Raw genomic sequence first — 16,141 nt, forward strand, 5'->3', positions numbered from 1 at the left:
GTCGCAGGTCCCGGGCCTGCTCAGACCTCGCGGTGCACCTTGTGGTTGGCGGCCTGGGCGCGGGGGCGGACGACGAGCAGGTCGATGTTGACGTGCGGGGGCCGGGTGACCGCCCAGGTGATGGTGTCCGCGACGTCCTCGGCCGTCAGCGGCTCGGCGACCCCGGCGTAGACCGCGGCGGCCTTCTCCTCGTCGCCGCGGAAGCGGGTGACGGCGAACTCGTCGGTCTTGACCATGCCGGGGGCGATCTCGACGACGCGCACCGGCTCGCCGCACAGCTCCAGGCGCAGGGTCTCGGCGATGACGTGCGCGCCGTGCTTGGCCGCGACGTAGCCGCCACCGCCCTCGTAGGTGCCGAGCCCGGCGGTCGAGGAGACGATCAGCACCGTGCCGTCCTCGCTCGCCACGAGCCGGGGGAGCAGCGCCTGCGTCAGGTTGAGCACGCCGAGCACGTTGACCTCGTACATCGCGCGCCAGTCGGCGGGGTCGGCGGTCGCGACGGGGTCGGTGCCGAGCGCGCCGCCGGCGTTGTTGACCAGGACGTCGACGCTCTCGTAGTCGTCGAGGTGGACGGCGAAGGCCGTGACCGCGGCGCGGTCGGTGACGTCGAGTCCGTAGGCGACCGCCTCGTGGCCGGCCTCGGTGAGCTCCGCCGCCAGCGCCTGGATGCGGTCCTCGCGGCGGGCGGTGAGGACGACGCGGTAGCCGGCGGCGGCCAGCCGGCGGGCGGTGGCGGCACCGATGCCGCTGCTCGCGCCGGTGATGACGGCGGTGCGGGTGCTCATGGCGGGCCTCCTGAGGTGCGGCGTGCGGGATCCGCTCGCAGGATATGCGGCCTCGCGTTCGAGCGGCTCTCCCGGCCGGGCGGCTCAGCGGCCGCGCGGCGCGTACATGATGATCGCGACCCCGGCGAGGCAGACCAGCGCGCCGGCCACGTCGTAGCGGTCGGGGCGGTAGCCGTCCGCGACCATGCCCCAGGCCAGGGATCCGGCGACGAAGACCCCGCCGTACGCGGCGAGGATGCGGCCGAACTCGGCGTCCGGCTGGAGGGTGGCGACGAAGCCGTACGCCCCGAGGGCGAGGACTCCCGCGCCGATCCACGCCCAGCCGCGCCCCTCTCCGGAGCCGCTGCCGCGGACGCCTTGCCAGACGAGCCAGGCGCCGCCGATCTCCAGGAGGGCGGCGAGGAGGAAGAGGGCGATGGAGCGGAGGGTGAGCACGGTAGGCACGTTACGCGGCGGCCGGAGCGCTCAGGGCCAGACCAGGCAGTACGGCTGGTGGCCGTTCTCGTGCAGGCGGTGGGAGAAGTCCTGCCATTCGCGGAGCAGCTGATAGACGTTGAAGGCGTCGCGCGGGCCGCCGCGGTCGGGGACGGTGGACCAGATGAAGGCGGCGGCGCCCACGGACTCCTCGCCGATGCCGCGGAGCGGGTCGACGACGGTCATGGGGAGCTTGACGACGGCGTAGTCGGGGTGGAGGACGACCAGTTCGAGCGGGGGGACCTTGTGCAGGGGTATGCCCTCGATGCCGGTGAGGACCATGGCGGCGACCGTCTCCGGCTTGATCTTGGTGAACATGCCGCCCATGCCGAGCTCGTCACCGCCGAGCTCCTCCGGGCGCATGGAGATGGGGACGTTGGCCGCGGCGGCGCTGTTGGGCGCCCCGAAGTATTTGTAGGTCACCCCCACCCGGCCACCACTCCTGCTGCTTCCCGCGCCGTCTTCTTCACGACGGCCTCTGTGGCGCCCCCTGCGGGACCTCTGGGCTCGCTCGGGCCCCAGGTCATCGGTGCCCTCGCCCAGTCCGCCACCGCGATGCATATCTCCACCCGACCGCTTTTTTACGCAGCACAGCCCCCGCCGCGCAACCCGATCATCGTCTCAGAGACCTCCCCCGTGAACAGCGTGTGAAACGCCCGAAGACGACTCGGTGCACGGCTCTGAGACCATGGCTAGCGTGAGCTACCCATATGAAGCCCCAGTCTCGCAGACACGAGAGGGCTGACGCCCGGTCGCGAGCGAGGGAAGCTTCGCACCGCTGCCAGCCGGGGCGCGCGGCCAGCCGCCGTCCCTTCCTACGTTTCCGCAGGTCAGGATCAAAGTGCCTTATTCGTATGAAGCCCCCGTCTCGCAAGCGCTGTTCGACCGTGCCGCCGTGGTGACGCCCGGCGGCGTGAATTCCCCGGTGCGTGCCTTCCGCGCCGTGGGCGGTACGCCCCGGTTCATGGTGTCCGGTACGGGGCCGTATCTGACGGACGCGGACGGCCGGGAGTATGTGGACCTCGTGTGTTCGTGGGGGCCGATGATTCTCGGCCACGCGCACCCCGAGGTGATCGCCGCCGTCCAGGAGACGGTCGCGCGCGGCACGTCCTTCGGTACGCCCGGCGAGGGCGAGGTGGCGCTCGGCGAGGAGATCGTCTCCCGGGTCGAGCCCGTGGAGCAGGTGCGTCTGGTGTCGTCCGGTACCGAGGCGACGATGTCGGCGATCCGGCTCGCGCGCGGTTTCACCGGCCGTGCCAAGGTGATCAAGTTCGCGGGCTGCTACCACGGCCACGTGGACGCGCTGCTGGCCGCGGCGGGTTCGGGGCTGGCGACGTTCGGGCTGCCGGACACGCCCGGGGTGACGGGCGCGCAGGCGGGCGACACGATCGTGCTGCCGTACAACGACCTGGAGGCCGTGCACGCCGCCTTCCACGCGCACCCGGGCGAGATCGCCTGTGTGATCACGGAGGCGTCGCCGGGCAACATGGGCGTGGTCCCGCCGAAGCCGGGCTTCAACGCGGGCCTGAAGGCGGCCTGTGCCAAGAACGGCGCGCTGTTCATCTCGGACGAGGTCATGACCGGCTTCCGCACGAGCAAGGCGGGCTGGTACGGCGTCGACGGTGTGCGGCCGGACCTGATGACCTTCGGCAAGGTCATGGGCGGCGGCTTCCCGGCGGCGGCCTTCGGCGGCCGCGCGGACGTGATGGGCCATCTGGCCCCGGCGGGCCCGGTCTACCAGGCGGGCACGCTCTCGGGGAACCCGGTCGCCACCGCGGCGGGCCTCGCGCAGCTGCGGCTGCTGGACGACGCGGCGTACGAGAAGGTCGACGCGGTCGCCGCGGAGATCAGCGGCCTGGTGACGGCGGCCCTGACGAAGGAGGGCGTGGCGCACCGGCTCCAGACGGCGTCGAACATGTTCTCCGTGTTCTTCACCGGCCGCGAGGTCACGGACTACGAGCAGGCGAAGGCGCAGGAGTCGTTCCGCTTCAACGCCTTCTTCCACTCGATGCTGGCGCAGGGCGTGTATCTGCCGCCGTCGGCGTTCGAGTCGTGGTTCGTCTCGACGGCCCATGACAGTGCGGCGATCGAGCGGATCGCGGCGGCGCTGCCGGCCGCGGCGCGGGCGGCAGCCGAGGCGACGGAATGACGGACGGGATGACCAACGGGATGAGCAACGACGCCGGCAAGGCCGAGGACGGCAGTGAGATCACGGTCGTCCACCTGATGCGGCACGGTGAGGTCCACAACCCCGAGGGCGTGCTCTACGGGCGCAAGCCGGGCTATCACCTGTCGGATCTGGGGCTGCGGATGGCCGACCGGGTCGCCGAGCACCTGGCGGGGCGGGATATCACGCATGTGGTCGCCTCGCCGCTGGAGCGCGCGCAGGAGACGGCGCAGCCGATCGCCAAGGCGCACGGTCTGGACCTGGCGACGGACGAGCGGCTGATCGAGGCGGAGAACGTCTTCGAGGGGAAGACCTTCGGGGTCGGCGACGGCGCGCTGAAGAAGCCGGCCAACTGGAAGTACCTGACGAACCCCTTCCGCCCGTCGTGGGGCGAGCCCTATGTCGAGCAGGTCGTGCGGATGATGGGCGCGCTCGGCGCGGCGCGTGACGCGGCGCGCGGTCACGAGGCCGTCTGTGTGAGCCATCAGCTGCCGATCTGGATCGTGCGCAGTTTCGCGGAGCGGCGGCGGCTGTGGCACGACCCGCGTAAACGTCAGTGCACTTTGGCGAGCCTGACGTCGTTCACCTTCAGGGGGGACAAAATCGTGTCGGTCGGCTACAGCGAGCCGGCCCGGGATCTGGTCCCGGCGCATCTGCTCGCGGGCGCGAAACCGGTAAAGGGCGGGGCCAAGGCATTTGGCGCCTGAGCGTAATGCCCTGCGGACAACTCCGCGACCGCTCGCCTAAAACCGGGTAAAGGGCCGTAAAGACCGGCGAAAACGCGCAACCGCCGTACTCGACGCGCCGTCTCACGCAATGTCGTTTTATATGGACGACAAGGTGTATGGAGGCGTGGCGAGTACGGACGGAGACGACATGCGCGAGATCAGCCGACGAGGTCTCCTCGGCATGGGGGTGGGGGCGGGAGCGGCCGCCGCGCTGACCGGCGTCGCCGGCTGCTCCTCTCCCGCCGGCTCCGAGAAACACGATCCCTCGGCCAAGGCGAGCGAGCGGGCGAAGGCGAGCCCGATCGGCGACGGCTCCACCGCCGACGCCGGGCCGCAGCCCAACCAGCCGCCCAAGCCGGAGCGGCTGGAGCCGGGGCAGAAGCCCCCGCAGTTCGTGATCTTCTCCTGGGACGGCGCGGGCGAGGTCGGCAACGGCCTCTTCCCGCGCTTCCGCAAGCTCGCCCGGGACCACGGCGCGTACATGACCTTCTTCCTCTCCGGGCTGTACTGCCTGCCCGAGTCGAAGAAGGACCTCTACAAGCCGCCGAACAACCCGGTGGGCGCCTCCGACATCGGCTACCTCACCGACGAGCACATCCAGGCGACCCTGGAGAACATCCGCCAGGCATGGCTCGAGGGCCACGAGATCGGCACCCACTTCAACGGGCACTTCTGCTCCGGCTCCGGCTCCGTCGCCCAGTGGACCGCCGACGACTGGGAGTCGGAGATCGAGCAGGCCGTCTCCTTCGTCACCGAGTGGCGGACCAACACCGGCTTCAAGGACCTCGAACCGCTGCCCTTCGACTACCGCAAGGAACTCTGCGGCAGCCGCACGCCGTGTCTGCTGGGCCAGGACAATCTCCTGCCGACCGCGAAGAAACTCGGCTGGCGCTACGACGCGAGTTCCCCGGGCGGCACTCAGGTGTGGCCCAGCAAAAGGCACGGCCTGTGGGATCTGCCGTTGCAGCAGATGCCCTTCCCCGGCCATTCGTTCGAAGTCCTTTCGATGGACTACAACATCCTCGCCAATCAGTCGAAGAACACCACCAAGGGCCCGCCCGAGCACTACGACCACTGGCGCCGCCAGGCCACCGAGTCCTATATCGCGGGATTCGACCGCGCGTACGAGACGAATCGCGCGCCGTTCTATGTCGGCAACCATTTCGAACAGTGGAACGGCGGCATCTACATGGACGCCGTCGAAGAGGCGCTGAAATACATCGCCGACGAGAAGCGCAAGGACGTCAGGCTGCTCTCCTTCCGGCAGTTCGTCGACTGGCTCGACGCTCAGGACCCCGCCGTCCTGGAGAAGCTGCGCCGGCTCGAGGTCGGCGAGAAGTGGAGCGCCAGGAGCACCTGACGGGCCGCCGCACGGGCCCGTCACCCGTGCGCCGACTCGTTGGAGGGGCCCTTGAGGGGGGTGCGGAAGATCCCTAAACGGACCATGCGAAACTTTTCACATGAGTGCCTGCCGCGCCCTTCGACGCATCGATTCCCGCCGTCGCACCACCCTGCTGGCCGCCTGCACCGCCCTCGCGGCCCTGACCCTGACCGCCTGTGGCTCCGGTGACAACCCGAAGAGCGGCGGCCAGACCCAGTTCGTGCAGGGCGCCGGCGGCGTCAGCGTGGTCAATGACAAGGGCGCCCGCCAGGGCGCGCCGGACCTCTCGGGCAAGACGCTGGAGGGCAAGGCGCTCGACGTCGCGAAGGACTACAAGGGCAAGGTCGTCGTCCTCAACGTCTGGGGCTCCTGGTGCTCCCCCTGCCGCGGCGAGGCCAAGAACCTCGTCACGGTCGCCAACGACTACAAGGACAAGGGCGTCCAGTTCGTGGGCATCAACACCCGCGACACCGACCCCGCCCCGGCGATCCGGTTCGAGAAGGAATTCGGCGTCCCGTACCCGAGCCTCTACGACTCCGGCGGCCAGCTGCTGCTCCGCTTCCCCAAGGGCAGCCTCAGCCCGCAGTCGATCCCCTCGACCGTCTTCATCGACCGCGACGGCAGGATCGCGGCGCGGGCGATCAAGGCGCTGACCGAGGACGAGCTGCGCAAGACACTCGACCCACTCGTCGCGGAGAAGTGATCCGGTGACCGCCGTCACCACCCTCGCCGCCGCCGGGGACATGAACCAGACCGTCCTCAGCGGCGCACTGCTGCTCGCCCTGCCCATCGCCGTGCTCGGCGGCCTGGTCTCCTTCTTCTCCCCCTGCGTGCTGCCGCTCGTGCCCGGCTACCTCTCCTACGTCACCGGTGTCAGCGGCTCCGACATCGCCGAGGCCAGGCGCGGCCGGATGCTCGCCGGCTCCCTGCTCTTCGTGCTCGGCTTCAGCGCGGTCTTCGTCTCCGGCGGCGCGCTCTTCGGCAACATCGGCCAGGACCTCCAGGCCCACCAGAAGACGATCTCCAAGATCCTCGGCGTGCTCACCATCGTGATGGGCCTCGCCTTCATGGGCTTCCTCTCCCGCTGGGGCCAGCGGGAGTTCCGCTTCCACAAGAAGCCGGCGATGGGGCTGGCCGGGGCGCCGCTGCTGGGCGCGATGTTCGGCGTCGGCTGGACGCCCTGCATCGGCCCGACGCTCGCCTCCGTCCAGCTGCTGGCCTTCAACCAGGGCAGCGCGGGGCGCGGCGCGCTGCTGATGTTCGCGTACTGCCTCGGCCTCGGCCTGCCGTTCATACTGGCCGCCCTCGCCTTCCGGCGCGCCCTCGGCGCGTTCGGCTGGGTCAAGCGGCACTACGCCTGGGTCATGAGGATCGGCGGGGCCATGCTCATCGCGGTCGGCGTGCTGCTGCTCACCGGCGCCTGGGACCAGCTGATCGCCGACATGCGACAGTGGTCCGACTCCTTCGTTCCCGAGGTCTGACACATGGCTGAGACAACCACCCCCACCACCGAGGACAAGGACATCGGCGCTGCCGCATCCCAGCTCTCCACGGCGCCCGCCGAGGAGGGCCAGGCGGTGCCCGGCTCCTTCGGCGGCGTGCGCCGCCCCGGCGCCCTGGGGTGGCTGGCCTGGTCGGGCCGGGAGGCCGTCGGCTGGGTGCGCTGGTTCTGGCGCCAGCTGACCTCGATGCGGGTCGCGCTGATCCTGCTGTTCCTGCTCTCGCTCGGCACCATCCCCGGCTCGCTCATCCCGCAGACCAGCGTCGACGCGGTGAAGGCCGAGAACTGGAAGAAGTCGCACGAGACCCTCGCGTCCGTCTACGACAAGCTCGGCCTCTTCCACGTCTACACCTCGGTGTGGTTCTCCGCGATCTACATCCTGCTGTTCACCTCCCTGGTCGGCTGCATCATCCCGCGCACCTGGCAGTTCGTCGGCCAGCTCCGCGGCCGCCCGCCCCGCGCCCCGCGCCGCCTGGACCGGCTGCCGGTCTACACGACCTGGCACACGGAGGCGGAGCCCGAGCAGGTGCTCGGCGCGGCCGGGAAGCTGCTCAAGCGGCGGCGCTTCCGCACGGACGCCTCCGGCGACGCCGTGGCCGCCGAGAAGGGCTACCTCCGCGAGGCCGGGAACCTCGTCTTCCATATCGCGCTGATCGTGCTGCTCCTGGCGTTCGCCTCCGGGCAGCTGTGGAAGTCCGAGGGCCAGAAGCTGATGGTCGAGGGCGACAAGTTCGCCAACACCCTCACGCAGTACGACGACTTCAAGTCGGGCTCCCTGTTCTCCTCCGACGACCTCCAGCCCTTCGGCTTCACGATGGACAGCTTCGAGGGGACCTACGAGCGCACCGGCCCCCAGCGCGGCACGCCGCGGACGTACGAGGCCCGGGTCACGTACTGGGACGGCGCGGACGGCGCCCCCAAGAAGAAGACGATCAAGGTGAACGAGCCGCTGGAGACGGCGGACTCGAAGGTCTATCTGATCGGCCACGGCTACGCCCCGGTCGTCACCGTCCGGGACGGCCAGGGCGAGATCGCCTACCGCGGCGCGGTGGCCTCGCTGCCGCTGGACAGCAACATCACGGAGTCCACGGTCATCAAGGTGCCGGACTACCGCGACAAGGACGGCAAGCAGAACCAGCTCGGCTTCAAGGGCCTCTTCGTGCCGACGCAGGACCCGGCGATGCCGATGGCCTCGAAGTTCCCCGCGCTGGACAACCCGCGCCTCGTCCTCACCGCCTACCGCGGCAGCCTCGGCATCAACTCCGGTCTGCCGCAGAGCGTCTATCAGCTCGACGTGTCCAAGATGAAGCAGTTCAAGGACACGGACGGCAAGAACCCGTTCGCGCAGAACCTCAAGGTCGGCGACACCATGACGCTCCCCGACGGCGCGGGCACCCTGAAGTTCGAGGGCATCAAGCCCTGGGCCACCTTCCAGGTCTCCCAGCAGCCCGGCAACAGCATGGCGCTCGTCGGCGCGGTCGCCGCCCTCGTCGGCGTGGCCGGGTCGCTGTTCATCCAGCGCCGCCGCGTGTGGGTGCGGGCCGTCCGCGGCGCCGACGGGCGGACGGTCGTCGAGATGGCGGGCCTCGGCCGCAGCGAGTCCGCGAAGCTGCCCGACGAGATCTCCGACCTCGCCGCCGCCCTCACGCCCGACGCCCCGCCCGTGGCGCCGGAAGAACCCACCGAGCCAGCGGATTCCGCTGAATCCTCCTCCGAAGGAGCGCGCGCGTGACGTCGATCGCTGCCGCAGCCAACGAGAACTTGGCGCACATCAGCAATGTGCTGATCTATTCGGCCATGGCCGTCTACACCCTGGCCTTCCTCGCGCACATCGCGGAGTGGGTGCTCGGCAGCCGCAGCGCGGTCGGCCGGACCGCCGCCGCGATCACGGTGGAGGCGCAGGCGGCCGCGGCCACAGGCGACGGCAAGGCGGCGGCCCAGGGCGGCGGCACCGCCGTGCTGGAGCGCCCCAAGGTCGTCACCCGGTCCGCCGTCGGCAGCCGGGACATCCCCGACGGCCCCGGCGCGGCCGGCACCAGCGAGAAGGGCGACGTCTACGGCCGCGTCGCCATCTCCCTGACCGTCCTCGCCTTCCTGCTGCACGCGGGCGCGGTGCTCACGCGCGCGCTGTCGGTGGAGCGGGCGCCGTGGGGCAACATGTACGAGTTCTCGACGACCTTCGGCATGGTCGTCGTCGCCGTCTACCTCGCCCTGCTGGTCGCCAAGAAGAACGTGCGCTGGCTCGGCCTCCCGCTGACCACCACGATCCTGCTCGACCTGGGCCTCGCCCTGTCGGTGCTCTACACCGACAGCGACCAGCTGGTGCCCGCCCTGCACTCGTACTGGCTGTGGATCCACGTCTCCTGCGCGATCATCTCCGGCGCGGCCCTGTGGGTCGGCGCGTGCTCGACGCTGATGTACCTCATCCGGGACGGCTACGAGACGCGCCTGTTGGCGGGCCGGACGGGCCCGGGCGTGGACCGCTACCTCGCCGAGCTGCCGCAGGACCGCAAGTGGGCCCGCTTCAAGGCCAAGGTCGCCAAGGGCACGGACAACCCGGTCTCCCGGCTGCCCGCCGCCGCGACGCTCGACAAGTTCGCGTACCGCATCAACGCGACCGTCTTCCCGCTGTGGACCTTCACCATCGTCGCGGGCGCGATCTGGGCCCAGGCGGCGTGGGGCCGTTACTGGGGCTGGGACCCCAAGGAGGTCTGGTCCTTCATCACCTGGGTCGCCTACGCCTGCTACCTGCACGCCCGCGCCACCGCCGGCTGGAAGGGCCGCAAGGCCGCGTACATCGCGCTGGCCGCGTTCGCCTGCTACATCTTCAACTACTACGGCGTGAACATCTTCGTCACCGGCAAGCACTCCTACGCCGGCGTCTGACCGCTCCGCACGCCACGACGGCCCGCCCCCTCCCAGGGGGCGGGCCGTCGTCGCGCAGGGGGTCAGCGGCGCGGGCGGGTGCCCTTCTCCTGCTGCGGGGGCTTCTGGCCGGCGCCCGGCAGCTTCGGTTTGGGCAGGTGGGTGACGGCCCACTTGGCCTGGGCGAGCTGCTTGGCGGTGTCGCCGGGCAGGGCGGGCGGCCGCGGCGCGGGCCGCGGGAAGCCGAAGGCGGAGGTGAGGTCGCCGAAGGCCCGGCGGCGCCAGGCGCTGATGTTGGGCTCCTTGACGCCCGTCACGACCTCCAGGAACCGCAGGCAGGAGGTGTGGTCGAAGGGCTCCCCGGCGGCCCAGCCGCCCACCGTCCAGGGCGAGATGATCATGCACGGCACGCGGAAGCCGCCGCCGATCGGCAGGCCCCCCACGAACTCGTCCGCCGTCCCCCGGGGCGGCACCGGCGGGGGCACGTGGTCGAAGAGGCCGTCGTTCTCGTCGTAGTTCAGGATGAACGCGGTCTTCGCCCATACGTCGGGGTTGTCCGCGATGGCCTCGATCTTCCTGGCGACGTAGTCCGCGCCCGCGGCCGGGAGATAGTCCGGGTGCTCGGACTGCCCGGCGGTGGGGATCAGCCAGGAGACGGTGGGCAGCCGGTCGTTGCGGGCGTCGTCCTCGAAGGTGCCCGCCGGCTGCCGGCGCATCCCGCGCTCGTACAGCGGGTTGCCGGGCTTGGCGTTCTTGAACTGCTGGAACTCCTCCAGCAGATTGCACTCGTAGTTGTCCTCCTCCTGATAGACGCGCCAGCTGACGCCGGCGGCCTGGAGGCGCTCCGCGTAGGTGGTCCAGCGGTACGGCTTGGGCGCGCTGTTGTCGATCACCGGGCCGCCGTGGGTGCCGCCGGGGTCGATGGTGCCCGTCATCCAGTAGAGCCGGTTGGGCCAGGTGGGTCCGAAGACCGAGCAGAAGTAGTTGTCGCAGAGCGTGAAGTTCTCGGCGAGCGCGAACTGGAAGGGGATGTCCTCGCGGGTGTGGTAGCCCATCACATAGGGCGCGTTGGCGCCGTCCGCCTTGCGGTGGGCGGGCAGCCAGCGGTCCATCCTCCCGCCGTTCCACGCCTCGTGCTGCACCTCCCACGCGTGGCTCGTGGTGGGGATCGCCTGGGCGCTGGACTTGGCGGTGTTCAGCCGGAACGGCAGCAGGTGGCCGTCGGGGTTCTTCGCGTCCGGCTGGTGGAAGACGCTCTTGCCGTTCGGGAGCTTGATGGCGTGCGGGTCGGCGAAGCCGCGTACGCCCTTGAGCGTGCCGAAGTAGTGGTCGAAGGAGCGGTTCTCCTGCATCAGCAGGACCACGTGCTTGATGTCGCGCAGCGCGCCGCGCCGGGCCGGTCCTGCAGCGATCGCCCGCTGCACACTCGGCGGCAGCAGCGACAGCGCCGCGGCGCCGCCCACCGCTCCCGCCGCCGCACCGAGGAGTCTGCGTCGGGTCATCTCGGGCATGGCGTGCCCCTCTCCCTGGAGTCGCGTGAGGCCACAGTGTGACCCGGCCGACTCTCCCGGCACAGGTGTGACCGGGGCAGGAGGGGGTGCGTGAACGGTGGGTCAAATGGCAGTGAAGAGGCGCCAGTTGGGAGAAAAGGTCATCGTATGTACGAGGGAGTTCCACCCCATCGGGTGATGCGGCGCTAGCCCGTACGGCAGCGTATTTCCGGGCGTCAGCCCTGCGTGCCGCCGCCGTTCGGGTCCTCGCGCCGCAGCGAGCGGAGGAACTCGGGGTTGTCGTCGGGGGCCACCCACCGCTGCCCGCCGTCCCGGCCGCCGGCGCCGAGCCGCTCCGTGCGGCGGGGACGGCCCGCCAGCAGCCAGGCGACGGGCCCGACCAGCACGCCGCCGAAGAGCAGGATCACGATCACCCAGCCGATCTTCGGCAGGCCGCGCACCTCGTTCTCGGGGGTGTTGAGGCAGTCGATGAACGCGTAGATCCACAGGCCCAGGACCAGCAGTGACGGCAGATACCTGAGCATGTTGGCGGGCTCCCCGAGTGCGGCGGTACGGGCCGGACCCGGCCCCCGTGACGGGTCCAGGGTAATCCGTGCTTGATACTGGAACGCATGGCTTATGACGATCTACGCTCGTTCCTCCGGGCGCTGGAGCGCGACGGTGACCTCAAGCGCATCAAGGCCGAAGTCGACCCGTACCTGGAAATCGGGGAGATCGTCGACAGGGTGAACAAGGCCGGCGGGCCCGCCCTGCTCTTCGAGAACGTCAAGGGCGCGGCGATGCCGCTGGCCATGAACGTCTTCGGCACCGACCGCCGGCTGCTCAAGGCGCTCGGCCTGAAGTCCTACGACGAGATCAGCGACAAGATCGGCGGGCTGCTCAAGCCCGAGCTGCCGCACGGTTTCGTCGGCGTCCGCGAGGCGTTCGGCAAGCTGGGCGCGATGGCCCACGTGCCGCCGCGGAAGGTCAAGGAGGCACCGGTCCAGGAGGTGGTGCTGACCGGCGACGACGTCGACCTCGACCAGCTGCCCGCGCTCTTCACCTGGCCCGAGGACGGCGGCTCCTTCTTCAACCTCGGCCTCACGCACACCAAGCACCCCGAGACCGGCGTCCGCAACCTCGGCCTCTACCGCCTCCAGCGGCACGACAAGCGCACCATCGGGATGCACTGGCAGATCCACAAGGACAGCCGCAACCACTACCAGGTGGCGGCCAAGCGCGGCGAGAAGCTGCCCGTCGCCATCGCCTTCGGCTGCCCCCCGGCCGTGACCTACGCCTCGACCGCGCCGCTCCCCGGCGACATCGACGAATACCTCTTCGCGGGCTTCCTCTCCGGCAAGCGCGTCGAGATGGTCGACTGCAAGACCGTGCCGCTCCAGGTCCCGGCGAACGCCGAGGTCGTCATCGAGGGCTGGCTGGAGCCGGGGGAGATGCTCCCCGAGGGCCCCTTCGGCGACCACACCGGCTTCTACACCCCGCAGGAGCCCTTCCCCGCGCTGACCATCGACTGCGTGACGATGCGGCGCCGCCCGCTGCTCCAGTCGATCGTGGTCGGCCGCCCGCCGACCGAGGACGGTCCGCTGGGGCGCGCGACGGAGCGGTTCTTCCTGCCGCTGCTCAAGATCATCGTGCCGGACATCGTGGACTACCACCTGCCGGAGTCGGGCGGCTTCCACAACTGCGCGATCGTCTCGATCGACAAGAAGTACCCCAAGCACGCCCAGAAGGTGATGCACGCCATCTGGGGCGCGCACATGATGTCGCTGACCAAGCTGATCGTCGTGGTCGACAGCGACTGCGACGTGCACGACTTGCACGAAGTGTCCTGGCGGGCGCTGGGCAACACCGACTACGCGCGCGACCTCACGGTCGTCGAGGGCCCGGTCGACCACCTCGACCACGCCTCCTACCAGCAGTTCTGGGGCGGCAAGGCGGGCATCGACGCGACGGCGAAGTGGCCCGAGGAGGGCTATACGCGGGACGGGGGGTGGCCGCACATGGTCGAGTCGGATCCGGAAGTCGCCGATCGGGTGACGAAGCGCTGGAAGGAGTACGGGCTGTGAGGAACAGGTCCATCATGCGGAGCGGCGGTGCGGATCCGGGGTTTCCCCGCCTCCGCGGGGGTGAACCGGAGTACGGGCTGTGAGTGCTGCCGAGGGGGTCCTGAGCCCCGGACCCGCGCCCTCCACCGGCAAGGTGCGGGCGTTCCTGCGCCTCGTGATGATCGAGCACTCGGTCTTCGCGCTGCCCTTCGCGTACATCGCCGCGCTCACCGCGATGTTCCAGGAGTACGGCGACGTCCACTGGACGCGCCTGCTCCTGGTCACCGTCGCCATGGTGGGCCTGCGCACCTTCGCGATGGCCGTCAACCGGATCATCGACCGGGAGATCGACGCCCGCAACGCCCGTACGGCCAAGCGCGAGCTGGTCACCGGCGCGGTCTCCGTGCGGACGGCGTGGACGGGCGCGCTGGTCGCCGTCGTCATCTTCCTCGGCGCGGCGGCGCTGCTGAACCCGCTGTGCCTGGCGCTCGCGCCGGTCGCCGTGGTCCCGATGGTGGTCTACCCGTACGGGAAACGGTTCACCAACTTCCCGCACGCGATCCTCGGCCTGGCGCAGGCGATGGGTCCGGTCGGCGCGTGGCTGGCGGTGACCGGGGAGTGGTCCTGGACCGCGGTGATACTCGGCCTGGCCGTGGGCATCTGGATCGGCGGCTTCGACCTGATCTACGCCTGCCAGGACGTGCTGGCGGACCGGGTCCACGGCGTGAAGTCCACCCCGGCGCGCTTCGGCGTCCCGGCGGCACTGCACGGTGCTCGCGTGTGTCACGTCATCACGACGGGCCTGCTCGTCTGGTACGGCCTCGCGATCGACGCGGGGGTCTTCTGGTGGGTGGGTCTCGGCTTCGCCGCGGCGTCGTTCGTCTATGAGCACACCGTCGTCCGGCCGCACGACCTGTCCCGGCTGAACAGGGCGTTCTTCACGGTCAACGGCGTGATCGGCATCGTGCTCTTCGTCTTCGCGCTGCTGGACCTCGTCAAGCGCGGCCTCGGCTGGTAACTCGTCCGGGTGGTTCGCCCCGGCCCGCTGCTCGCTGGGTGGCGCGCCGCTGCGGATAGGCTCGACACCGTGGAGCCGTACGAAGAGACAGCCGCACACGACACCCCGGCCCCGGGCCGCAGGCCCTGGGTGGTCGGGGTGTCGGGCGCGTCCGGGACGCCGTATGCCGCCGCCGTGGTGCGGGGGCTGCTGGCGGCCGGTGAGGCCGTGGACCTGGTGGTGAGCCGCGCGTCGCGGCTGACGCTGCTGGACGAGACCGGGATCAAGTTCCGCGACGCGCACTGGCGGGAGGACCTGCGCGACTGGCTGGAGCTGGGCGCGGACGGGAAACCGCACACGTTCGAGGCCGACCTCACGGACGTGCGGTACTGGCCGGCGGGGGATCTCGCGGCGGGGCCGTCGTCGGGTTCGTACCCCGTCAAGGGAATGCTGATCGTCCCGGCGAGCACGGCCTGTGTGGCCGGGGTGGCGCTGGGGCTCTCGAAGGATCTGCTGCAGCGCGCGGCGAGCGTGATGCTCAAGGAGCGGCGCCGGCTGGTGGTCGCGGTGCGCGAGACGCCGCTGAGCGGTCAGACGCTCAAGCAGCTGGTGGCGCTCGACGAGGCGGGCGCAGTGGTGCTGCCCGCCTCTCCGGCGTTCTACGCGGGTGCGACGCACATCCAGGATCTGGTGGATTTCGTCGCGGGGCGGGTGCTGGACGCGGCGGGTGTGCCGCACCAGCTGTACCGCCGGTGGAAGGGAGAGCTGGGTGAGGCGCGCTCCCGTTCCGGGGACTAGCGCTTCTTGGCGCGCGCGGTGCGGGCCGCCTTGGCCTCGGCGCGACGCTCGGCGAACTGATGGGCACGCGAGCGGTTGGCCGTGTCCTGCAGCTCGCGCATACGGGCGTAGGCCATCTCGATCGTGTACACGGGAAGATCACTCCTGAAGGATCGTCGTTGATCTAGCGGATCTTGCGAGAAATCACAGGGTGTGAACCCCTGTATGCCTTAGATTCTACATGCAATGCGGCGAGTTCGCTCATTATTTGAAAGGTTCCAGGCAATGGACGCGGTGGACAGGCAGCTCATCCAGGCCCTCCGGGAGAACGGCCGGGCGTCGTACGCGGAGCTGGGCCGGCTCGTCGGCCTCTCCGGGCCCAGCGTCACGGACCGGATCAACCGCCTGGAGGCGGCCGGGGTGATCACCGGCTACCGCGCCACCGTCGACGCCGCGTCGCTCGGCCTCGGCGTCACGGCGCTGATCGGCATCCAGCTCTCCGACGCGGCGGACCACGAGGACGTGGCGCGGCGGCTGCGGGACCTGGAGGAGATCGAGGACTGCTGGTTCATCGCCGGCGACGACTCCTACATGCTCAAGGTCCGCGTCGGCGACGTGGACGGCCTGGAGCGCACGATCCGGCGGCTGTCCGGGACCAAGGGTGTGAGCCGCACGCGCACCACGATCGTGCTCTCCACGAAGTGGGAGAACCGCGTGGGCGAGCTCCCCGAAGAGGCGTAGGGGGCACAGACCGCCCGAAAGCGGGGGAGTACGCTCGATCAGGTTGCGATGAGCGGATGGACTGGAGAGGCGGACGCATGGACGCTGGGCTGAAGCGTGAGCTGGAGGAGAAGGTTCACGCGGGTGAGCGGCTGACGCGCGAGGACGGTATCGCTCTCTACGAGTCCGATGA

At 70.2% G+C, this 16,141-nt stretch carries 17 protein-coding genes; 11 read left to right on the forward strand and 6 right to left on the reverse strand.

All coding sequences use genetic code 11. The features are described 5' to 3' along the window. Positions 1 to 20: 20 nt before the first annotated feature. From ACFY1P_RS33445 to ACFY1P_RS33455, 3 genes are all read right to left on the reverse strand, one after another. Positions 21 to 785 (reverse strand): SDR family NAD(P)-dependent oxidoreductase, encoded by a 765-nt coding sequence (locus tag ACFY1P_RS33445; RefSeq protein WP_390752778.1) that lies wholly within the window; start codon positions 783 to 785, stop codon positions 21 to 23. Between the two features lie 84 nt (positions 786 to 869). Further along, positions 870 to 1,220 (reverse strand): YnfA family protein, encoded by a 351-nt coding sequence (locus tag ACFY1P_RS33450; protein WP_361524395.1) that lies wholly within the window; start codon positions 1,218 to 1,220, stop codon positions 870 to 872. A gap of 30 nt (positions 1,221 to 1,250) precedes the next feature. After that, positions 1,251 to 1,820 carry a hypothetical protein gene (locus tag ACFY1P_RS33455; protein ID WP_361524392.1) on the reverse strand — a complete coding sequence of 190 codons (570 nt, stop codon included), beginning with the start codon at positions 1,818 to 1,820 and terminating at the stop codon, positions 1,251 to 1,253. A gap of 274 nt (positions 1,821 to 2,094) precedes the next feature. Between ACFY1P_RS33455 and hemL the strand changes: the two genes are divergently transcribed. From hemL to ccsB, 7 genes are all read left to right on the forward strand, one after another. After that, on the forward strand, positions 2,095 to 3,408 hold the full coding sequence (gene hemL / locus ACFY1P_RS33460) for a glutamate-1-semialdehyde 2,1-aminomutase (protein ID WP_390752783.1): 1,314 nt from the start codon (positions 2,095 to 2,097) through the stop codon (positions 3,406 to 3,408). A gap of 20 nt (positions 3,409 to 3,428) precedes the next feature. Next, a complete protein-coding gene (locus ACFY1P_RS33465) occupies positions 3,429 to 4,133 on the forward strand; it encodes a histidine phosphatase family protein (protein ID WP_390752779.1) in 705 nt (234 codons plus the stop codon). A gap of 169 nt (positions 4,134 to 4,302) precedes the next feature. Beyond that, entirely contained in the window at positions 4,303 to 5,514 is a 1,212-nt protein-coding gene (locus ACFY1P_RS33470) for a hypothetical protein (RefSeq protein WP_361524465.1), read from the forward strand. 100 nt (positions 5,515 to 5,614) lie between these two features. Next, positions 5,615 to 6,238, forward strand: a complete 624-nt coding sequence (locus ACFY1P_RS33475) for a TlpA disulfide reductase family protein (RefSeq protein WP_361524388.1) — start codon at positions 5,615 to 5,617, stop codon at positions 6,236 to 6,238. 4 nt (positions 6,239 to 6,242) lie between these two features. Further along, entirely contained in the window at positions 6,243 to 7,016 is a 774-nt protein-coding gene (locus tag ACFY1P_RS33480; RefSeq protein ID WP_390752780.1) for a cytochrome c biogenesis CcdA family protein, read from the forward strand. Positions 7,017 to 7,019: 3 nt separating this feature from the next. Further along, entirely contained in the window at positions 7,020 to 8,768 is a 1,749-nt protein-coding gene (locus tag ACFY1P_RS33485) for a cytochrome c biogenesis protein ResB (RefSeq protein ID WP_361524385.1), read from the forward strand. Then, a complete protein-coding gene (ccsB, locus tag ACFY1P_RS33490; RefSeq protein WP_390752781.1) occupies positions 8,765 to 9,922 on the forward strand; it encodes a c-type cytochrome biogenesis protein CcsB in 1,158 nt (385 codons plus the stop codon). The genes ACFY1P_RS33485 and ccsB overlap by 4 nt, the downstream gene beginning before the upstream one ends. Positions 9,923 to 9,984: 62 nt before the next feature. On the opposite strand, the gene ACFY1P_RS33495 is transcribed toward ccsB, so the two are convergent. Both ACFY1P_RS33495 and ACFY1P_RS33500 read right to left on the reverse strand, forming a co-directional pair. Continuing rightward, a complete protein-coding gene (locus ACFY1P_RS33495; RefSeq protein WP_361524379.1) occupies positions 9,985 to 11,412 on the reverse strand; it encodes an alkaline phosphatase family protein in 1,428 nt (475 codons plus the stop codon). A gap of 215 nt (positions 11,413 to 11,627) precedes the next feature. After that, positions 11,628 to 11,936, reverse strand: a complete 309-nt coding sequence (locus tag ACFY1P_RS33500; protein WP_361524377.1) for a PLD nuclease N-terminal domain-containing protein — start codon at positions 11,934 to 11,936, stop codon at positions 11,628 to 11,630. Between the two features lie 87 nt (positions 11,937 to 12,023). Here ACFY1P_RS33500 and ACFY1P_RS33505 point away from each other — a divergent pair, with 87 nt between their 5' ends. The 3 genes from ACFY1P_RS33505 (at position 12,024) to ACFY1P_RS33515 (ending at position 15,249) form a co-directional block, all read left to right on the forward strand. Continuing rightward, complete coding sequence (locus ACFY1P_RS33505; protein ID WP_361524375.1) at positions 12,024 to 13,475, forward strand: menaquinone biosynthesis decarboxylase; 1,452 nt, start codon at positions 12,024 to 12,026, stop codon at positions 13,473 to 13,475. A 79-nt stretch (positions 13,476 to 13,554) separates the two neighbouring features. Beyond that, positions 13,555 to 14,472 carry a menaquinone biosynthesis prenyltransferase MqnP gene (mqnP, locus tag ACFY1P_RS33510; RefSeq protein WP_390752782.1) on the forward strand — a complete coding sequence of 306 codons (918 nt, stop codon included), beginning with the start codon at positions 13,555 to 13,557 and terminating at the stop codon, positions 14,470 to 14,472. A gap of 69 nt (positions 14,473 to 14,541) precedes the next feature. Beyond that, the gene (locus ACFY1P_RS33515) at positions 14,542 to 15,249 is read left to right on the forward strand and encodes a UbiX family flavin prenyltransferase (protein ID WP_361524370.1); all 708 of its coding nucleotides are present in this window, start codon (positions 14,542 to 14,544) and stop codon (positions 15,247 to 15,249) included. Here the strand turns inward: ACFY1P_RS33515 and ACFY1P_RS33520 are convergent. Beyond that, complete coding sequence (locus ACFY1P_RS33520) at positions 15,246 to 15,380, reverse strand: hypothetical protein (RefSeq protein WP_275898584.1); 135 nt, start codon at positions 15,378 to 15,380, stop codon at positions 15,246 to 15,248. The genes ACFY1P_RS33515 and ACFY1P_RS33520 overlap by 4 nt on opposite strands. 133 nt (positions 15,381 to 15,513) lie before the next feature. Between ACFY1P_RS33520 and ACFY1P_RS33525 the strand changes: the two genes are divergently transcribed. Then, a complete protein-coding gene (locus tag ACFY1P_RS33525) occupies positions 15,514 to 15,969 on the forward strand; it encodes an Lrp/AsnC family transcriptional regulator (protein WP_361524367.1) in 456 nt (151 codons plus the stop codon). The last annotated feature ends 172 nt before the right edge of the window (positions 15,970 to 16,141 follow it).

The sequence above is a fragment of the Streptomyces sp. NPDC001407 genome (genome assembly GCF_042895325.1).
GTDB lineage: Bacteria > Actinomycetota > Actinomycetes > Streptomycetales > Streptomycetaceae > Streptomyces.